Here is a 17,387-nt window from a genome sequence, read left to right on the forward strand (position 1 = left end):
GGAGTAAGCCCATGCTGCTTCAACCGGCCGTTGCGGAATCGCTCGAGCGCTGGCACAAGATGGTCGCCAGCGGCGATTTGTCCACCCTGCCCTCCATTGTCGATGCGGACGCGGTATTCCGCTCGCCGATTGCAAACAAGCCTTACGCCAGCCGGCAGGCGGTGGTGCTGGTGCTGAATACCGCTTACCAGGTGTTCGAGAACTTTGCCTATCACCGCCAGCTGGCAAGCGACGATGGCTTGAGCGTGGTGTTGGAATTCAGCGCCAACGTCGGCGACAAGCAGCTCAAAGGCATCGACTTTGTCCGCTTCAACGACGCGGGCAAGATCGTCGACTTTGAGGTGATGGTGCGCCCGTTGAGTGGACTGCAGGCGCTGGGCGAGGCCATGGGCGCGCGCATCGGCGCCCAGGTTGGCGCCTTTAAGGCTCCAGCATAGCGAGCAGCTTGCGCAGCTGCGCATCCAGCGCGGCTGTGCCGTCGGCCCCGAGCGGGGCCATGATGTTCTTTTCGTTCTCCACGTGCGCAGCGACTGCGCGCTCGATCAGCTCAAGCCCTGCGGGGCTGAGCTGGACCAGCAGGCTGCGGGCATCGGCCGGATTCGGCGCGCGGCTTACCCAGCCCTGAGCCTCCAGCCTTTGCAGGCGGTGCGTCATCGTCCCCGAAGTCACCATCAGTTGGGAAAACAGGGCGGTTGGTGCCAGCTGGTGCGGCGCGCCCGAGCGGCGCAAGGTCGCCAGCACGTCGAACTCCCAGTTACTGAGCCCAAATTCCTCGAACTTCGCATCCAGCCGGCGCCGCATCAGCGCCGCGCAGCGGTTCAGGCGCCCGATCACGCCCATCGGTCCTACGTCCAGGGCGGGCATCTCGCGTGCCCATTGCTCCAGGATTAAATCCACTTTATCCACAGCCGTCTCCAGGTTAGCTATCGGGACGATTATAACAATTTATCTCGATTTCAAGATAATTTGCTATACTTCGATTTATCTCGACTTCAAGATAATTTGGCAGCCATGAAAAAATTCCCCCTCGCCGATACCGCGATCACCGCGCTGGCCCCCGTCATCTGGGGCTCGACCTATATCGTCGCCACTGAAATCCTGCCCGCCGGGCGCCCATTCACCGCCGCCGCCGTGCGCGCCCTGCCGGCCGGCTTGCTGCTGGTGCTGTTTGCCGGCCGCATGCTGGCCCGCCACCTGTGGTGGCGCGTGGCCGTGCTGGCGGCATTGAATATCGGCGCCTTCCAGGCCTTGCTGTTCGTGGCCGCTTACCGCCTGCCGGGCGGCCTGGCCGCGGTGCTGGGCGCCATCCAGCCAATCGTGATCATGGGCCTGGCCTGGGGCTGGGACGGCCGCCGGCCGCAGTGGGCGGCACTCGGCGCTGCGGCGGTTGGCGTGGCCGGCATGGGCGCACTGCTGCTGTCGCCCTCCGCCCGCTGGGATGCGCTGGGCGTCGGCGCAGCGCTGGCTGGCGCTCTCAGCATGGCCGTCGGCACCTGGCTGGCGCGCCGCTGGAAAACCGGGCTGCCGGTGGTCGAACTGGCCGGCTGGCAGTTGCTGCTGGGTGGCCTGATGCTGGCGCCGCTGGCGCTGCTGGCCGACCCGCCGCTGCCTGCCTCGCTGGCCACCAGCGAAATTCTTGGCTACAGCTACCTGACTTTGGTGGGAGCCCTGGTGGCCTACCTGCTGTGGTTCCGTGGCCTGAGCCGCCTGTCGCCGGTCGCCGTGTCCTCGCTTGGCTTGCTGAGCCCCGCCACCGCCGTGATCCTGGGCTGGGCCTTGCTTGGCCAAAAGCTGGGCGGCACCGCAATGATCGGCCTGGCCGTGGTGCTTGGCAGCGTACTGACACTTCAACTCAAACTGCAGGAGGCAAAATAATGAACAAGGCAATCAAGGACCTGATCGAATCCCGCGTTTCGGCCAACTATTTCGACCCGGCGGCGCCGGTCAGCGATGCACAGGTAGCAGAGCTGGCGCGGCTGGCGACGCTGGCGCCATCCGCCTACAACGTCCAGAACTGGCAGTTCGTCGCCGTTCGCTCGCAAGAGGCGCGTGAAAAATTGCGCGACCTGTCCTTCGGCCAGCAGAAAGTTGTGGATGCGCCGGTGACCTTCATCATCAGTGGCACCCTGAAGGCGCATGACCAGGTCGCCGCTGCGCTGAAACCGGCTGTGGATAAAGGCATACTTATCCAACCGGTTGTTGATAGCTGGACCCGCATGGCGCAGGGCTCGATGAACGGCGACGAACGCGCCCAGCGCGACGAAGCCTTGCGCTCCGCCTCTCTGGCAGGGATGACCATGATTCTCGCCGCCGAGGGCATGGGCCTGTCGAGCTGCGCCATGACCGGCTTCGATGCGGAAGCCGTGCATGCCGCCTTCGGCCTGGGCGCGGACGAAGTACCGGTAATGCTGGTCGCCGTCGGCCACGCGGCCCAGGGCAACTGGCCGCAAAAGCCACGCCGCCCGCTGGACGACGTGCTGCGCTACGCTTGACTACCGGTTGGTGATCGTCACGCCGGTGGCCACCAGCAGGCCGCCGGCAATCATCGATGCCATCACCTGCTCGCCCAGCATCAGCGCGGCGAGCGACACACCGAAGACCGGCACCAGGTTGTTGAACACCGCCGTGCGTGCCGGGCCAAGCGCTTTCACGCCCTCATACCACCAGACGAACGCCACCACGGTGCCGAAGGCGCCCAGGTAGGTGACGGAAACCCATACCTGCCAGCCCAGCGAAGCCCAGGCCACGTCCGGCAGTTCGCGCGAGGCGGTGATCAGCAGGAAACCCAGGCCCCACAGCGAGGCGTAAGTGGTGGCAGCAATCGGCGACAGGCCTTTCAGTGCGGCGCGACCGACCAGGGTGTAGGCGGCCCAGCACGAGGCGGCACCCAGCATCATCAATTCACCGACGCCGATCGACTGGCCGATGTCATGCAGGGCGGCCATTGGCTCGCCGCGGGTAATCAGCACTGTTACGCCGACGAAGGCAATCCCGATGCCCGCCCATTTTTGCCAGTTCAGGCGTTCGCGCAGCACAGCGGCCGCGGCCAGCGCCGTGACGATGGGATTCATCGCGATAAACAGTGCCGAGCGGCTGGCTTCCATCTTGCCCAGCGCGGAAAAGAAGAAGAAGTTGTACAGGAAAATACCGGTCAAGCCCAGCGCCGCCGTGGCGCCGAACTGTTGCAGCGACAGTTTCGGCAGGCCGCCTTCGCGCTTCCAGGCCAGCACCAGCAGCAGCGCCGCCGCAATCGAGAACCGGATGGAGGCTGCCACCAGGGGCGGCAGTGCATTCGAGACAATATGGCCGGCGATAAAGGTGCCGCCCCAGATCAGGGTGCAGGCGATCAGTTTCAGGTAGATCATGGCAGTGGGCCTTGCGTGTCAGTGAAGGAGGTTATACATTAATGCTAATCCTTGCTCATAGAAAAATGAGGAAAAGCTCATGAGGCATTTATGACATTCACCCAACTGGAAATCTTTGCCCTGGTGGCGGAATTGCGCGGCTTTACCGCCGCAGCGCTGCGCCTCGGGGTAAGCCAGTCCGCCATTTCGCACGCCATCAAGTCGCTGGAACAGGAACTGGGCGTGCAATTGATCGAGCGCCAGGGCGCCACGGCCGACGTGACGGAGCTGGGCAAGCGCCTGCTAGTGCGCGCCCGCGAAATCCTCGGCCTGGCCGAATCGATGCGGCAGGAAGTCGCAGCGGCCAGCGGCTTGAACCTGGGCTTGCTGCGCATCGGCTCTTTCGGCCCCACTTCGTCGCTCAAGCTGATTCCCGCCATCCTCGATGTCTTCCAGAAGCGTTACCCGGGCATCGAAGTGCGCATCGACGAAGGCACCGACGACGATACGCTGCAATGGATTCTCGACCGCCGCGTCGATATCGGCTTTATCCAGCAGCCCGACGAGCGCTTCGATACCGTCGACCTGGTGGAAGACCAGATGGTGGCGTTGCTGCCGGCCGGCCATCGGCTGGCGGCCAAGAAATCCGTCAGCGCGCACGACCTGGCAAACGAACCGTTTATCATGCCCGATGCCGGCTGCTCTACCTTGATCGAGCCGCTGTTCGCCGCGCAGGGCCTGTGCCCGCAGGTGCGTTATCGCATGTCGCAGGTGCTGACCGTGCTGGGCATGGTGGCGCGTGGCAATGGCGTGTCCGGCATGGCGGAACTGGCGCTGCCGGCCGACCTGGCCGCCAGCCATCCGAATATCGCGGTGCGGCCGTTTTCGCCGCCGGTGCGGCGCCGCGTCGGACTGGCACTGCGTAACCTGGCGCAGGCATCGCCGGCCGCCAAGGCATTTGTCGAAGTCGCACGAAAGGTCAAGTTATGAGTGGAAAACCCGAACTGGAACAGCTCATGTTCGCTACTGGTAAAACATGGTGGACATGGCTGCAGAAGCAGCACGCCGCTTCGCCCGGCGTGTGGATGAAGATCGCCAAGAAGGGCGCGCCCGAATCGTCGGTGCAGTACCCGGAAGCGCTGGATGCGGCACTGTGCTTCGGCTGGATCGATGGGCAGAAGAAGAGCATTGACCAGCAATACTGGCTGCAAAAGTTCACGCCGCGCGCAAAGCGCAGCATCTGGTCCAAGATCAACCGCGATAAAGTGGCCGCGCTGGTCGAGCAGGGACTCATGCAGCCAGCCGGGCTGGCGGAAGTCGAGCGGGCGAAGCAGGATGGCCGCTGGGAGGCGGCGTACGATTCGTGGAGCGCGGCGCAAGTGCCGGCCGACCTGCAGGTGGCGCTGGATGCCAGCCCAAAGGCGGCCGCCAGGTTTGCAACCCTCAGCTCGCAAAACCGCTATGCGATCCTGTTCCGCACGCACCAGGCCAAGCGTGCCGAGACGCGAGCCAGGCGGATCGGCGAATTCGTGGCCATGCTGGAACGCGGCGAAACCATCTACCCGCAGGCCTAGCGGTCCTCCTGCTCCAGCCAGCGGCGCCCGTGCGTCAGCACTTGTTCCAGCTCGTAGCGCACGGCAGCCAGCATGCCGGGCATGTTATCCGGATTGCCGATCCGGATCGCCGACTCGGCATCCAGCGTGGCCTTCACCAGCCGCTTCGCCCCCAGCACGCCGACCGCACCGCGCAGGCTATGCAGGATGCGCGCCGCCTCGCCGGGACGTCCCGCGCGCATGGCGGCATCGGCATCGTCCATCGGCTGCAGTCCGCCTTCCAGCGCACCGCGCACCATCTTGAACATCACCGCCCGGCCCTTCTGGTCCTTGCCCATCACGCGCATCAGGCTGTCCATGCTGAACACCTGCTCCGACGGCGCCTGCTCAGGGACTGCCGTTGAAGCGTCATTCGCCGCCTGCGAGCGCCCCGGAACCCTGCGCAAGTTGTGCTCGATCACTTCCATCATCTCCTCGATCACCACCGGCTTGGCAATGAAATCGGTGATACCGGCCTCGGTACAGCGGTGCCGTTCCGAAGCCAATACACCCGCGGTCATGGCAATCACCGGCAGGTCCAGTTTCAATTCATCGCGGATCATGCGCGTGGCGCTGAAACCATCCAGCACCGGCATCTGCATGTCCATCAGCACAATGTCGTATTGGCTGGCGTTGGCGCGCAGGATATCCACAGCCTGCTGGCCATCGCCCACCACGTCGAGCGTTGCACCGGCCAGTTCCAGGATGCCGCGCGCCACAGCCTGGTTCAGCAGGTTGTCTTCGACCAGCAGGAAATGCACGCCGCGCAGGCGATTGCCCAGCGAGGAGGCCGACGCCGAAGCATCCTCGCCGCCGCTGGTCGCAGCCAGCGCCTGGTGCATGGCATCGAACAGGCTCGATGCGGTGATCGGCTTGACCAGCACCACGTCCGCTTCCGGCGTGCTGGCGATGTCGTCGACCTGGGCGCGCGCGAAGGCATTGATGGTGACCACGATGGGCTGGCGATGGCCCTCGGCAGCGCGCCGGATCTCACGGGCCGAGGCGTAGCCATCCGAACCTGGCATGTGCCAGTCGGTCAGCACCACATCGTAAGGATGCGCTCCGGCCAGTTGCTGGCGGAAGCGCTGCAGCGCCGCGTCGCCCGAATCCACTTCGTCCGCGTCCCAGCCCCAGGCGCGCAGCAGTTGGGCAATCATGGTGCGGCTGGTGCTGTTGTCGTCCGCCACCAGGACGTTCAGCGGGCCGATCGATGGCAGGCGCCGCACCTCGCTGCGCTCCGGCAGCATGCCGAACCACAGTTCGAACGAGAAGTGGCTGCCTTCGCCCGGGACGGTCTGGAGCTGCACCTGTCCGCCCATCAGTTCCACCAGGCGGCGCGTGATGGCGAGCCCCAGGCCGGTGCCGCCAAAGCGGCGTGTGATGCTCTCGTCGCCCTGCGAGAAGGCATTGAACAACTGCGTGGTCTGTTGCTCCGTCATGCCGATGCCGGTATCGCGCACCTCAAAGCACAACAGCACGCGATCGGCCACCCGCACCGCCGTCTTCACTGTGACCACCACCTCGCCCTGCTCGGTGAACTTGATCGCATTGCTGGCCAGGTTGGTCAGGATCTGTTGCAGCCGCAGCGCGTCGCCATGCAGCAGCTTCGGCACGTCGGGCGCCACCACGATGGCCAGTTCCAGCTCCTTGTCGCCGGCATTCATGGTCATGGTGGTGGCCAGGGTTGCCATTGCCTCGTCCAGGTCGAAGTCGATCGGCGCCAGCTCCATGCGGCGCGCCTCGATCTTGGAGAAGTCCAGCACGTCGTTCAGGATGCCGAGCAAAGACTGGCCCGAAGTACGGATCATGGTCAGGTACTTGCGCTGCTGCGCGCTGAGCGAGGTATTCCCCAACAAATACACCATGCCCAGCACCGCATTCATCGGCGTGCGGATCTCATGGCTCATATTGGCCACGAAGTCGCTCTTGGCGCGGTTGGCCGCTTCGGCGCGGTCGCGTTCCTGCTCCAGCTCCGCAGCGCGCAGGTCGGCTTCCGCCATCAGGGTTTGCGAGTGGCTTTCGGCCGCCTGCCGCTCCTGCATCAGGCTATTGAAGGCCTCGGTCAGCTCGCCGATTTCATCCTTGCGGGTGACGGGAATCGGGGTGAACGCGCCGGGCGTTGCGCGCAGGTCCTGGATGGCATTTCGCAGCCTGGCCACAGGCGCCAGCAGATACAGCGTGATCCAGCCGATCAGCAGCGCGGCAATCACCGAGGCGGCTACGCCCCAGGCCAGAAGATGCAGCCGCACGCCCTCAAACGGCTCGAACGCCTCATGCACCGGCAAAATGGAGGCAAGCACCCAATCGGTCGATTTCAGCCGCCGATAGCTGCTAACGCCTGGCACCCCGGCAGAATTGGTACTGAGGACCGTGCCTTCGAAGCCTTCCCGCATGGCTCGGGTAGTCGCGGGGTTGGCATTCGCTGCCCGCGGCTGCAGTATGCGGCTGGCGTCGGGATGCACCACGTAGATCGAAGGTTCGCCGAGCGTCACGGCGAAGTAGTAGCCGGTCTTGCCTACCTTGGCGGTGCGCAGGTGGCCCAGCATATTGTCCTTGTACAGCCGCAGCACGCCGGCCAGCACGCCAACCACCTTGCCACGGTCGTCCAGGATAGGCGCCACCATCTGCACAATGGGCTGTCCGCTGACGCGGCTCTTGATCGGCCCTGCAATCAGCGGTTTGCGGGTATCGAGCACCTTCTTGAAGTACTCGCGGTCGGCCACGGAGACCTGTTCCCTGCCCATGATCCGCGGCACGTCGGCCACCACCGTGCCGGCGCCATCGATCACGATGACGTCGTCGAACATCGACAGCATGGCACGCTCCTCGTACCAGTTGCGCAGGGCGGCGGGATCGTTCATCAGGCTGCGCGGCTGTTTGCGCGCCGACTGGGCGATCACGTCCAGCAGGGCGGTCAGCTTGTCGTCCAGGTCTTCTGCCGTGCGGGCGATCAGGGCGTCCTGCTGCGCAAACAGCACCTTGGTGAAGTCCTCGCGCAGGCGTTGCGCCTGCAAGACGGTCACCACCGCGATCATCACGATCGACGTGATGCTGGTGGCAAGAGCGACCTTCACATTGATCCCGAGAGGCTTCATCGACGTCCTTTGGGCGAGGGGGCTGCTGGCTAGTGTAATTTATTTTTGTAACCGCGAATCCAAATGCTGCATCGGCTTCTCTTAGCAGGTGAGGAATTTCCCTCCCATTGCGAAAAGGAGTGCAAAATGTTCTATGTTAAAAATGTACCAACTTGGGAGCGCGCCTTGCGCGTGATTGCCGGACTGGCCGTGGCGGTATGGAGCGTGCTGGCCCTGGGCGGCCCGTGGGGCACGGCTGTGGCACTGTCGGCGGCGGGCATCGTCCTGTCAGGGCTGTTTGGCTTCTGCCCTGCCTGCGCCATGGTGGGCCGCAAACTGGATAAGGCGAAACGATAAATGGCACTTCTTGAACAGCACCGGCCGGTGCTGCAGGCCGCTCACGGCGGTGATCCGCAGGCGCTGGCCAAGCTGCTTGCGGTATGCCAGCCCGATATCCGCCGCTATGCCCAGCGCAATTGCCTGATCAGCGATGTGGATGATGCGGTGCAGGAGGTGCTGCTGGTGATGTCGCGCCGCCTGTCGTCGCTGAAGGTGCTGGCGGCGTTCTCCGGCTGGCTGTTCAAGGTGGTGCAGCGCGAATGCCGCCGTCTGGGCCGGCGCGCCCTGAACTACGACCCCTACGACGAGGAGCGCGCGGAGCAGTGGCTCGCGTCGCAGGACGATGCGGGCTTGCGGACGGAGTTGGTGCAGGCGCTGGAATCGCTGCCGCACGATTACCTGCAGATCGTGCTGTTGCGTGACTTCGAGGAGCTGAGCATCGCGGAGATCGCGCAGCAACTTGGGCTGACGACGGCGGCCACCAAGAGCCGCCTGCATCGTGCGCGCACGCTGGCACGCGAATACCTGGTCGGCTAAGGTGCGCCGGCGTCGGCCCGGATCGCTATTTCGCGCGCGCTTGGCCATTGCCATGCACCTTCCAGGCGCCAGTCGCGCTGCTTGCCTTCGACCAGCACTTGCCAGCGCGAGCGCTCCAGCATCGGCAAGGCCACGCTGAAATTGCCTTGCGCATCTGGACGGGCCATCAGCACCATGTCGCGATTGGGCTGGGTGGCGTGTTGCAGGCGGACGGACAGCGTTTCGTCGGCAAGCGGCCTGGCGCTGCCGACATGGCCGTGCAGCAGGCCTTCGGCTGCGTCGTAGCGCAGTTCGATCGACAGGCCGAGCGCCGCAGCGGCATGGTCGCGGCGCAAGTCCTGGTTGATCGCCTTGCCTTGCTTGTAATAGTCGCCGACCACCAGCGCATCCTGGCTGGTGAAGGCGACATAGCTGGTGGCGATGCCGGCCACCGCCACAACGGCGGGGCCGAGCATCAACAGCCACGGCCAGCGGTGGGTATACCAGGGTGCTTCAGCAACTGCATTCATTTCTCACTCCTTAGCGCGGCACGATGAATACCGCTTTTTCCTTGACGGCCAGCGCAGGATCGTCCAGTGCCGTCAGTTCAATCGCAATCTTGTTGGAACCGGTCTCGCCCTTGCCGTGCTCGACACGCAGGCGGATCGGCACGGCGCGGGTTTCGGTCGGGCCCACTTCCACGGTGTCGGGCACGGCTACCTGCAGCGTATCGATGCCGCTGGCATGGATCCGGTAGGTATGGCCTTGCTCGGTGGTGTTCATGATCTGCAGGCGGTACACGTTCTCGATCATGCCGTTCTCCACTTCGCGGCCCATCGAGCCACGGTCGCGGATCACGTCCATCTTCAGCGGCGTGCGCAGCGCCAGGGTGGTGAACACGGCGACAATGAACAGCAGCAGCCCGCCGGTGTACAGCAGCACGCGCGGACGCATCACGCGCTTGCGGATTTCTTTCGCACTCAGGCCCAGTGCCATCGCGCGGTCGGTACTGTAGCGTATCAAGCCGCGCGGCTGTTCGATCTTGTCCATCACGATGTCGCAGGCGTCGATGCAGGCGGCGCAGCCGATGCACTCGTACTGCAGCCCTTTGCGGATGTCGATGCCGGTCGGGCAAACCTGCACGCACAGCGAGCAGTCGATGCACGAGCCTTCCGATTTCGGGCCGCGTGGTTCGCCGCGTTTTTCGTCGTAGGTGATGATCAGCGTATCGCGGTCGAACATCGCGCTCTGGAAGCGGGCATATGGGCACATGTACTTGCACACCTGCTCGCGCAGCCATCCCGCATTGCCGTAGGTGGCCAGGCTGTAGAAGCCGACCCAGAACCATTCCCATGGGCCGAAGTTGAAGGTCAGCGCTTCAAATGCCAGGGTGCCGATAGGCGAGAAGTAGCCAACGAAGGTGAAGCCGGTCCACAAGGCCAGCAGCAGCCAGGCGAGATGCTTGCCGCCCTTGCGCCATGCCTTGTTGAACGACATCGACTCTTTCGCAAGGCGCATTTGCGCGCTGCGCGAGCCTTCGAATTTACGCTCGATCCACAGGAACATCTCCGTGTAGACCGTTTGCGGGCAGGAGAAGCCGCACCAGACGCGCCCCGCCACCGCCGTGACCAGGAACAGCCCCCAGGCACAGGCGATCAGCATGGCTGCCAAGTAGATGAAGTCCTGCGGCCACAAGACCAGGCCGAAGATGTAGAACTTGCGCGTCATCAGGTCGAACAGGATGGCTTGGCGGCCATTCCATTGCAACCAGGGCGTGCCGTAGAAGACCAGCTGCGTCAGGATCAGGCAGATCCAGCGCAGGTTGGTGTAATGGCCTTTCACCTCGCGCGGGAAGATATCCTCGCGCTTGGCGTACATCTTGATGACCTGTGGTGCGGGGGCATTCATAAGACAACCTTACTGCTATTTCATCGCTGTGACTGGAGGGTTGGACAGGCCCCATACGTAGGCGGCCAGCACGTGCACTTTGCTTTCTCCGAGGAAGTCCTCGAATGCAGGCATGGTGTTGTTGCGGCCCTTGCGGATGGTTTCCATGATCGTTTCAGCGCTGCCGCCGTACAGCCAGGTCTTGTCGCTCAGGTTAGGCGCGCCCAGCATCGGGTTGCCCTTGCCGCCCGCGCCGTGACAGGCCATGCAGGCGCTGAATTTCGACTTGCCCATGACCGACTTGATCGGGTCGTGCGTGCTGTCCGACAGGCTCAGGACATACTGCGTCACGTTCTCGATGTCCTTTTCCGAGCCCACTGCCGCGCCCATCGGAGGCATCACGCCGTGGCGGCCTTTCATGATGGTCAGCTTGATGGTGTCGGGATCGCCACCGTGCAGCCAGTCCTTGTCGGCCAGGTTAGGGAAGCCTTTGTTGCCGCGCGCATCAGAGCCGTGGCACTGCGCGCAGTAGGTCAGGAACAGGCGTTCGCCAATGGCGTGCGCCTGCGGGTCTGCCGCTACGGCTTTCAAGTCCTGGCCCTTGTACTTGTCGAACAGCGGGCCGTAGTCCTTCTCGGCCTTGGCCAGTTCTTCCTTGTGCTCCTTGGCGGAAGTCCAGCCCAGCGAGCCCTGGTAGCTGCCCAGGCCCGGGTACAGCCACAGGTAGCCGATGGCGAAAGCGATGGTCAGGTAGAACAGCCACATCCACCAGCGCGGCATCGGCGTATTCAGCTCGGTCAGGTCTTCGTCCCAGATATGGCCGGTGGTGCCGACCTTGCCGTCTACCGATTTCAGGGCCGAACCTTTGACGGACGACTGGGACCACAGCAGCACGCCGCAGCCGACGATGCCGATGACAGTCAGGACTACAACGTACAGGTTCCAGAATTCGCTGGTGAAATCAGCCATGGTCCTTCTCCTCGTCTGCGAAAGGCAGCTTGGCTGCTTCTTCCCAGTTGCCGCGCTGGGCCCACCATACGATGCCGAGGAAGGTGAGGAACGATACCACCGTCATCACATTGCTCGCATTGCCAAAAAAGTTTTCCATTTCAGTTCCTCGTCTTGATCAGGGTGCCCAGGCCTTGCAGGTAAGCCACCAGTGCATCCTCTTCCGTCTTGTTGGCCAGTTCGGCCGGCGCGGCGGCGATTTCTTCTTCCGTGTACGGGTCGCCCATGCGCTTCAGCGCGCGCATCTTCGGCACCACGTCTTCCGGCTTCAGCTTGTTCTGCGCCAGCCACGGATAGTTAGGCATATTCGATTCCGGCACCACGTCGCGCGGGTTGTTCAGGTGGGTGCGGTGCCATTCGTCGCTGTAGCGGCCGCCAACGCGCGCCAGGTCGGGACCGGTGCGCTTGGAGCCCCACTGGAACGGGCGGTCATATACAAACTCGCCCGCCACCGAGTAGTGGCCGTAGCGCTCGGTCTCGGCGCGGAACGGACGCACCATCTGCGAGTGGCAGGTGTAGCAGCCTTCGCGCACATAGATGTCGCGGCCGGTCAGGCGCAATGCGGAGTAAGGCTTCAGTCCCGCCACCGGCTCCGTGGTCGACTTCTGGAAGAACAACGGAATGATCTCCACCGCGCCGCCTACCGACACCACCAAAGTGACCAGCGCGATCAGCAGCCAGGGGTTCTTTTCAATCCATTCATGGGAAAATTTCATCATTTGCTCCGATATGCTCCGTTACGCCGCGAGGCCCAGTTCAGGGATGCGTGCGCGGGTGGTTTCGCGGCCCTTCAGGGTCATCCAGGTGTTGTAGGCCATGACGCACATGCCGGCCAGGTACAGCAGGCCGCCCAGGAATCGCACCACGTAATACGGGTAGGTCGCTTTCACGCTTTCCACGAAGGTGTAGGTCAGGGTGCCGTCGGCATTCACTGCGCGCCACATCAGGCCTTGCATCACACCGGCAATCCACATCGCGGCGATATACAGGACGATGCCGATGGTGGCGACCCAGAAGTGCAGGTCGATCAGCCTGGTGCTGTACATCTTCGTCTGGCCGGCCATGCGTGGGATCAGGTAATAGATCGAGCCCATGGTGATGAAGCCCACCCAGCCCAGTGCGCCGCCGTGAACGTGGGCGATGCCCCAGTCGGTGTAGTGCGACAGCGCGTTGACGGTCTTGATCGACATCATCGGGCCTTCGAAGGTGGCCATGCCGTAGAAGGACAGGGACACGATCATCAGCTTCAGGATCGGGTCGGTGCGCAGCTTGTGCCATGCGCCCGAGAGGGTCATCATGCCGTTGATCATGCCGCCCCAGCTTGGCGCCAGCAGGATCAGGGAGAACACCATGCCCAGCGATTGCGCCCAGTCAGGCAGCGCGGTGTAGTGCAGGTGGTGCGGACCGGCCCACATGTAAGTGAAGATCAGCGCCCAGAAGTGCACGATCGACAGCTTGTAGGAGTACACGGGACGCTCGGCCTGTTTCGGGATGAAGTAGTAGACCATGCCCAGGTAGCCGGCGGTCAGGATGAAGCCCACCGCATTGTGGCCGTACCACCACTGGATCATCGCGTCCTGTACGCCGGTGTACATGGAGTAGGACTTGAACAGCGAAGCCGGCATGCTCATGCCGTTCACAACGTGCAGGATGGTCACCGCCAGGATGTAGCCGCCGAAGAACCAGTTGGCGACGTAGATGTGCTTGACCTTGCGCTTGATGAGGGTGCCGAAGAACACGATGGCGTAGGCGATCCACACCAGGGCGATCAGGATCGAGATCGGCCATTCCAGTTCCGCGTATTCCTTGCCACGGGTGTAGCCCATTGGCAGGGTGACCACGGCGGCCAGGATCACGGCTTGCCAGCCCCAGAAGGTGAAGGCAGCCAGCTTGTCGGAGAACAGGCGCACCTGGCAGGTGCGCTGGACCACGTAGTACGAGGTGGCGAACAGGCCGCTGATGCCGAAGGCGAAGATCACTGCATTGGTGTGCAGGGGACGCAGGCGGCCGTAGGTCAGCCAGGGGATGTCCAGGTTGAGGGCGGGCCAGGCCAGTTGGGCGGCGATGATGACGCCGACCAGCATGCCCACCACGCCCCACAATATGGTGGCGATCGCGAATTGCTTCACGACCTTGTAGTTGTAGTCCAGTGATTGATCCACTTTGAATTCTCCAGGCAGATACTTTGATGAGATATGTCAAAGGTTACCTAGGAGCACTTCAAAAAAACATGACGTGGATCAAATCCGGTCGTTGTCCTGCAAAACTCGGATGGCAGGACCTTCAAGATCGTCGAATTGGCCGTCATCCGAGGCCTTGAAAAACAGCCACAGCGCGCCGAAAACCAGACCGACGCTGAGGGGGATAAGAAGGTATAGCGATTCCATTTTATTAACTCCTGCGCAGCCGAAGCGCATTGAGGACGACGATGGCGGAGCTGGCGGCCATGCCGACGCCGGACAGCCATGGATTGAGCACGCCGAACGCCGCTGCCGGAATGGCAACAATGTTGTACAGCGTGGCCCAGGCCAGGTTCTGGCGGATCACGCTCATGGTTCTGGCTGCGCTGCGGGCGGTATCGGCCAGCAGCGGCAGGCGGGCGTCGAGCAGCACGCAGTCGGCGTGCACTTGCGCCAGGATTGCACCGCTGCCCATTGCAAAGGAAACATCGGCGGCGCTCAACACCGCGGCGTCGTTGATGCCGTCGCCGACCATTGCCACTACGCCGCCGTGCGCTTGCAGGGCTTGCACGTAGGCCAGCTTTTCGTCCGGCAGGCAGTCGCCGATGGCTTCCTTGATGCCCAGCTGCCCCGCCACGCTTTCGGCCAGCGCCTGCTGGTCGCCGCTAAGCAGCACGACTTTCTTGCCGAGCCGCTGGAAGTATCCGATCGTCTGCAGCGCATCCGGCCGCAGTGCGTCCGAGATCAGGAAGCGTCCCAGCCAGCGTCCATGCATGCCCAGCCACACGGTCGTCATCGGTGCGTCATGCGCGGCGGCCTGGCCGCAAGGTGGCACGGGGCTGCCCGCGATGCCGGCAACGTAAGCCGCGGTTCCGAGTCGGTAGCGAACGCCGTTCACCATGCCTTCCATGCCCTGCCCGGCCAGTTCCTGCAGTCCGGTGGCGCTGGCCGCGCCGGCCCCATGAGCGTCGGCGGAAGCGCTGATGGCCCGCGCAATCGGGTGCGCGCTGCCGGCTTCCAGTGCGGCCGCCACGCGCAGGACGCCAATGATCCGCGTGCCGTCGATCGCATCGACGCTCTGCACGGTTGGACGGCCTTCGGTTAGTGTGCCAGTCTTGTCGAACACGATATGCGTGGCGCGATGAAAAGTCTCGAGCACATGCGGCTGCACCACCAGCACCCCCTTGCCAAGCAGGCGGTCAGTCGCCGCAGCGAGCGCCGACGGCGTCGCCAGCGACAAGGCGCATGGGCAGGACACGACCAGCACGGCAATCGCCACCGGCCATGCGCGCGCTGCGTCGTGCCAGCTCCAGAACCCGAAGCTGGCGGCCGCGAACAGCAGCAGTGCAGCCACGAACCAGGAGGCAGTCCGGTCGGCCCATTGCGCGATCCGGGGCTTGGCGCTGCCGGCGCGTTCAATCAGCTTGAGCAAGCCGGCCAGCGTGCTTTCCCGGGCTGGCTTCTCGACGCGCAGCACCACGGGGCTGCCGGCGTTGACCGCTCCGCCGGGAACCGCATCGCCAACCACCTTCCGCTGCGGGGCGCTCTCGCCGGTCAGCAGCGACAGGTCGACAGCCGTGCTGCCTTCCACCACCACGCAATCGGCCGCCACGGCCTCGCCGCCTTTGACGATGATATGGTCGCCGGCGATCAGCGTGCTGGCCGGCACGGTGGCGGCATCGCGCAGGTCCGGCCAGGCGGCCAGCCGCTGCGCCATCTCCGGCACGCCATGGTGCAGGCGCGACAAGGCGCTGGACGCTTTGCGGCGCGCCACCATTTCCAGGTAGCGGCTGGCCAGCAGCAGGAAGATGAACATGGTGACCGAGTCGTAATACACCTCGCCGTAGCCGCGGAAGGTCGACACCGCGCTGCCGATGAAGGCGGCCATGATGCCCAGCGCCACCGGCACGTCCATGCCCGGCACGCGGGCCTTCAGGCTGGACCAGGCGCCCTTCAGGAAAGGCTGGGCGGAGTAGGCGATTGCGGGCAGCGTCAGCAGCAGGCTGGCCCAGCGCATCAGGCTCGCCATGCCGGCGTCCAGCGTGCCGTCGTCGCCAGCCATGTATTCGGGAGCCACGTACATCATCACCTGCATCATCGACAGGCCCGCCACGAAGAGCTGGCGGCCCAGCGTGCGGCTGGCCTTCTGCAGTTGCGCGTCGTGGCGGGTGGTGTCGTAAGGCCAGGCGTTGTAGCCGATGCTGCGCACCGCTTCCAGCAGCGCAGCGGCGGTGGTCTTGTCCTTATGCCAGCGGATGAACAGCTTTTCGGTTGCGACATTGAGGTTGGCCTGCTGCACGCCGTCTACCTGGCGCAGGCGATGTTCGATCAGCCACACACAGGCGGCGCAGCGGATGCCTTCCACCAGCAAGGTGGTTTCGCGCGCATCGCCATCGCTCATGATGTTCGGGTCGTCTTCCGGCAGTGCCAGCGCGGCCGGCACCAGCGCGGCCGCCGCGCCTGCGTCGCCAGGCGCGGCGAAGCCGGTGCGCTCGCGGTAATAGCTGGTCTGGCCGATATCGACAATGGTTTGCGCAACTGCCGCGCAGCCAGGACAGCACATGGCGCGCTCGACGCCTTCTATGCGTACATGCCAGTCGGCGCTTGCCGCCACCGGCTGGCCGCAATGGAAGCAGGCCGCAATTTCATTCATCATCATGGCTGCACCGTCAGGCAAAGGACATCGAACCATGCGTGCTGGCCGCCGCCGGCGGCGCGGGCCAGGCCCAGCACGCCGAAGCCCAGCACCAGCAGGCCACAGGCCACGCGCACCGAACGTTTCTGCAAGTACTGGCGCAGCCTGGAGCCCGCCATGCCCATCGCCAGCAGCATCGGCAACGTGCCCAGGCCGAAGGCGCCCATCACCAGCGCGCCATCGAGCGCCGAGCCGGCCAGCATGGCAGTCAGCAGCATGCTGTACACCATGCCGCAGGGCACCCAGCCCCACAGGCCGCCCAGTGCCAGCGCCTTCAGCGGCGTATCCATCGGAACCAGCGGCTTGAGCAGCGGCTGCACGCGGCGCCACAGGATGCCGCCGGCTGCTTCGACGCGTGCCAGGCCGCGCCAGGCGTCCATCAGGTACAGGCCCATCGCAACCAGCATCAGGTTGGCCATCCAGTAAGCGAGCAGTTGTGCCGAGGCCATCCGCGCCAGGCTGGCGACGCTGCCGGCAATGCCGCCGGCTAGCGCGCCGGCCAGCATGTAGCTGCCAATGCGGCCGGTGTTATAGGCCAACACGTGGCCAACCTCGCCTGCGCTGGCGCCGGCCCAGGCCATGGTGGCGGTGCCGCCCGTGCCCATGCGCGCGATCGGGATCACGCGCGTGCGCGCCGGCATGGCGGATGGACCGCCAACGCTGAACGCGCTGACGATGCCACCGCACATGCCGGCACAATGCACACTGCCGGCCAGGCCGGCAATCAGGATGGGCAGCAGGTTCATGGCCCT

General features: G+C 64.3%; 19 protein-coding genes. 7 read left to right on the plus strand and 12 right to left on the minus strand.

All coding sequences use genetic code 11. The features are described 5' to 3' along the window. Positions 1-11 precede the first annotated feature (11 nt). The gene (locus tag ACQ4MM_RS00235) at positions 12-437 is read left to right on the plus strand and encodes a nuclear transport factor 2 family protein (protein ID WP_431475471.1); all 426 of its coding nucleotides are present in this window, start codon (positions 12-14) and stop codon (positions 435-437) included. Here ACQ4MM_RS00235 and ACQ4MM_RS00240 read toward each other — a convergent pair. Then, positions 421-864, minus strand: coding sequence for a MarR family winged helix-turn-helix transcriptional regulator (locus ACQ4MM_RS00240; protein ID WP_431475674.1), 444 nt, complete (start codon positions 862-864; stop codon positions 421-423). The genes ACQ4MM_RS00235 and ACQ4MM_RS00240 overlap by 17 nt on opposite strands. A gap of 147 nt (positions 865-1,011) precedes the next feature. Here ACQ4MM_RS00240 and ACQ4MM_RS00245 point away from each other — a divergent pair, with 147 nt between their 5' ends. Then, positions 1,012-1,875 (plus strand): EamA family transporter, encoded by an 864-nt coding sequence (locus tag ACQ4MM_RS00245; RefSeq protein WP_431475472.1) that lies wholly within the window; start codon positions 1,012-1,014, stop codon positions 1,873-1,875. Next, complete coding sequence (locus ACQ4MM_RS00250; protein WP_431475473.1) at positions 1,875-2,492, plus strand: nitroreductase family protein; 618 nt, start codon at positions 1,875-1,877, stop codon at positions 2,490-2,492. Before ACQ4MM_RS00245 ends, ACQ4MM_RS00250 begins: the two co-directional genes overlap by 1 nt. Here ACQ4MM_RS00250 and ACQ4MM_RS00255 read toward each other — a convergent pair whose 3' ends face one another. Then, the gene (locus ACQ4MM_RS00255) at positions 2,493-3,365 is read right to left on the minus strand and encodes a DMT family transporter (RefSeq protein ID WP_431475474.1); all 873 of its coding nucleotides are present in this window, start codon (positions 3,363-3,365) and stop codon (positions 2,493-2,495) included. Between the two features lie 90 nt (positions 3,366-3,455). Here ACQ4MM_RS00255 and ACQ4MM_RS00260 point away from each other — a divergent pair, with 90 nt between their 5' ends. Both ACQ4MM_RS00260 and ACQ4MM_RS00265 read left to right on the plus strand, forming a co-directional pair. Then, a complete protein-coding gene (locus tag ACQ4MM_RS00260; RefSeq protein ID WP_431475475.1) occupies positions 3,456-4,334 on the plus strand; it encodes a LysR family transcriptional regulator in 879 nt (292 codons plus the stop codon). Beyond that, the gene (locus ACQ4MM_RS00265; protein ID WP_431475476.1) at positions 4,331-4,918 is read left to right on the plus strand and encodes a YdeI/OmpD-associated family protein; all 588 of its coding nucleotides are present in this window, start codon (positions 4,331-4,333) and stop codon (positions 4,916-4,918) included. The genes ACQ4MM_RS00260 and ACQ4MM_RS00265 overlap by 4 nt, the downstream gene beginning before the upstream one ends. Here the strand turns inward: ACQ4MM_RS00265 and ACQ4MM_RS00270 are convergent. Then, a complete protein-coding gene (locus ACQ4MM_RS00270; RefSeq protein WP_431475477.1) occupies positions 4,915-8,031 on the minus strand; it encodes a response regulator in 3,117 nt (1,038 codons plus the stop codon). The two genes, ACQ4MM_RS00265 and ACQ4MM_RS00270, sit on opposite strands and share 4 nt — an antisense overlap. Before the next feature lie 126 nt (positions 8,032-8,157). On the opposite strand from ACQ4MM_RS00270, the gene ACQ4MM_RS00275 reads away from it, so the two are divergent. Together ACQ4MM_RS00275 and ACQ4MM_RS00280 are read left to right on the plus strand one after the other, a co-directional pair. Then, a complete protein-coding gene (locus tag ACQ4MM_RS00275; RefSeq protein ID WP_431475478.1) occupies positions 8,158-8,367 on the plus strand; it encodes a YgaP family membrane protein in 210 nt (69 codons plus the stop codon). Further along, complete coding sequence (locus ACQ4MM_RS00280) at positions 8,368-8,886, plus strand: RNA polymerase sigma factor (RefSeq protein ID WP_431475479.1); 519 nt, start codon at positions 8,368-8,370, stop codon at positions 8,884-8,886. It begins immediately after the preceding gene. On the opposite strand, the gene ACQ4MM_RS00285 is transcribed toward ACQ4MM_RS00280, so the two are convergent. The 9 genes from ACQ4MM_RS00285 to ACQ4MM_RS00325 form a co-directional block, all read right to left on the minus strand. Continuing rightward, entirely contained in the window at positions 8,883-9,395 is a 513-nt protein-coding gene (locus tag ACQ4MM_RS00285) for a FixH family protein (RefSeq protein WP_431475480.1), read from the minus strand. The two genes, ACQ4MM_RS00280 and ACQ4MM_RS00285, sit on opposite strands and share 4 nt — an antisense overlap. 10 nt (positions 9,396-9,405) lie before the next feature. Then, the gene (gene ccoG, locus ACQ4MM_RS00290; RefSeq protein WP_431475481.1) at positions 9,406-10,773 is read right to left on the minus strand and encodes a cytochrome c oxidase accessory protein CcoG; all 1,368 of its coding nucleotides are present in this window, start codon (positions 10,771-10,773) and stop codon (positions 9,406-9,408) included. 15 nt (positions 10,774-10,788) lie between these two features. After that, a complete protein-coding gene (gene ccoP, locus ACQ4MM_RS00295; protein WP_431475482.1) occupies positions 10,789-11,721 on the minus strand; it encodes a cytochrome-c oxidase, cbb3-type subunit III in 933 nt (310 codons plus the stop codon). After that, positions 11,714-11,860 carry a cbb3-type cytochrome oxidase subunit 3 gene (locus ACQ4MM_RS00300; protein ID WP_090435737.1) on the minus strand — a complete coding sequence of 49 codons (147 nt, stop codon included), beginning with the start codon at positions 11,858-11,860 and terminating at the stop codon, positions 11,714-11,716. Before ACQ4MM_RS00300 ends, ccoP begins: the two co-directional genes overlap by 8 nt. A 1-nt stretch (position 11,861) precedes the next feature. Further along, complete coding sequence (gene ccoO / locus ACQ4MM_RS00305) at positions 11,862-12,476, minus strand: cytochrome-c oxidase, cbb3-type subunit II (protein WP_431475675.1); 615 nt, start codon at positions 12,474-12,476, stop codon at positions 11,862-11,864. 21 nt (positions 12,477-12,497) lie between these two features. After that, the gene (gene ccoN / locus ACQ4MM_RS00310; protein WP_431475483.1) at positions 12,498-13,922 is read right to left on the minus strand and encodes a cytochrome-c oxidase, cbb3-type subunit I; all 1,425 of its coding nucleotides are present in this window, start codon (positions 13,920-13,922) and stop codon (positions 12,498-12,500) included. Positions 13,923-14,000: 78 nt separating this feature from the next. Next, positions 14,001-14,147: a cbb3-type cytochrome oxidase assembly protein CcoS gene (gene ccoS / locus ACQ4MM_RS00315; RefSeq protein WP_431475484.1), complete on the minus strand. Its 147-nt coding sequence runs from the start codon at positions 14,145-14,147 to the stop codon at positions 14,001-14,003. A gap of 4 nt (positions 14,148-14,151) precedes the next feature. After that, complete coding sequence (locus ACQ4MM_RS00320; protein WP_431475485.1) at positions 14,152-16,599, minus strand: heavy metal translocating P-type ATPase; 2,448 nt, start codon at positions 16,597-16,599, stop codon at positions 14,152-14,154. Next, a complete protein-coding gene (locus ACQ4MM_RS00325; RefSeq protein WP_431475486.1) occupies positions 16,596-17,381 on the minus strand; it encodes a sulfite exporter TauE/SafE family protein in 786 nt (261 codons plus the stop codon). Before ACQ4MM_RS00325 ends, ACQ4MM_RS00320 begins: the two co-directional genes overlap by 4 nt. Positions 17,382-17,387: the final 6 nt, after the last annotated feature.

Origin of the sequence: Massilia eburnea, assembly GCF_050709955.1 — a bacterium.
In the GTDB taxonomy this organism is placed as follows: Bacteria; Pseudomonadota; Gammaproteobacteria; order Burkholderiales; family Burkholderiaceae_D; genus Rugamonas; species Rugamonas eburnea_A.

Bases quoted from the DNA above. Each gene is read 5' to 3' on its own strand.
- ACQ4MM_RS00235 (WP_431475471.1), top strand. From the start codon at position 12: ATGCTGCTTCAACCGGCCGTTGCGGAATCGCTCGAGCGCTGGCACAAG.
- ACQ4MM_RS00240 (WP_431475674.1), bottom strand. From the start codon at position 864: ATGCCCGCCCTGGACGTAGGACCGATGGGCGTGATCGGGCGCCTGAAC.
- ACQ4MM_RS00245 (WP_431475472.1), top strand. From the start codon at position 1,012: ATGAAAAAATTCCCCCTCGCCGATACCGCGATCACCGCGCTGGCCCCC.
- ACQ4MM_RS00250 (WP_431475473.1), top strand. From the start codon at position 1,875: ATGAACAAGGCAATCAAGGACCTGATCGAATCCCGCGTTTCGGCCAAC.
- ACQ4MM_RS00255 (WP_431475474.1), bottom strand. From the start codon at position 3,365: ATGATCTACCTGAAACTGATCGCCTGCACCCTGATCTGGGGCGGCACC.
- ACQ4MM_RS00260 (WP_431475475.1), top strand. From the start codon at position 3,456: ATGACATTCACCCAACTGGAAATCTTTGCCCTGGTGGCGGAATTGCGC.
- ACQ4MM_RS00265 (WP_431475476.1), top strand. From the start codon at position 4,331: ATGAGTGGAAAACCCGAACTGGAACAGCTCATGTTCGCTACTGGTAAA.
- ACQ4MM_RS00270 (WP_431475477.1), bottom strand. From the start codon at position 8,031: ATGAAGCCTCTCGGGATCAATGTGAAGGTCGCTCTTGCCACCAGCATC.
- ACQ4MM_RS00275 (WP_431475478.1), top strand. From the start codon at position 8,158: ATGTTCTATGTTAAAAATGTACCAACTTGGGAGCGCGCCTTGCGCGTG.
- ACQ4MM_RS00280 (WP_431475479.1), top strand. From the start codon at position 8,368: ATGGCACTTCTTGAACAGCACCGGCCGGTGCTGCAGGCCGCTCACGGC.
- ACQ4MM_RS00285 (WP_431475480.1), bottom strand. From the start codon at position 9,395: ATGAATGCAGTTGCTGAAGCACCCTGGTATACCCACCGCTGGCCGTGG.
- ccoG (WP_431475481.1), bottom strand. From the start codon at position 10,773: ATGAATGCCCCCGCACCACAGGTCATCAAGATGTACGCCAAGCGCGAG.
- ccoP (WP_431475482.1), bottom strand. From the start codon at position 11,721: ATGGCTGATTTCACCAGCGAATTCTGGAACCTGTACGTTGTAGTCCTG.
- ACQ4MM_RS00300 (WP_090435737.1), bottom strand. From the start codon at position 11,860: ATGGAAAACTTTTTTGGCAATGCGAGCAATGTGATGACGGTGGTATCG.
- ccoO (WP_431475675.1), bottom strand. From the start codon at position 12,476: ATGAAATTTTCCCATGAATGGATTGAAAAGAACCCCTGGCTGCTGATC.
- ccoS (WP_431475484.1), bottom strand. From the start codon at position 14,147: ATGGAATCGCTATACCTTCTTATCCCCCTCAGCGTCGGTCTGGTTTTC.
- ACQ4MM_RS00320 (WP_431475485.1), bottom strand. From the start codon at position 16,599: ATGATGATGAATGAAATTGCGGCCTGCTTCCATTGCGGCCAGCCGGTG.
- ACQ4MM_RS00325 (WP_431475486.1), bottom strand. From the start codon at position 17,381: ATGAACCTGCTGCCCATCCTGATTGCCGGCCTGGCCGGCAGTGTGCAT.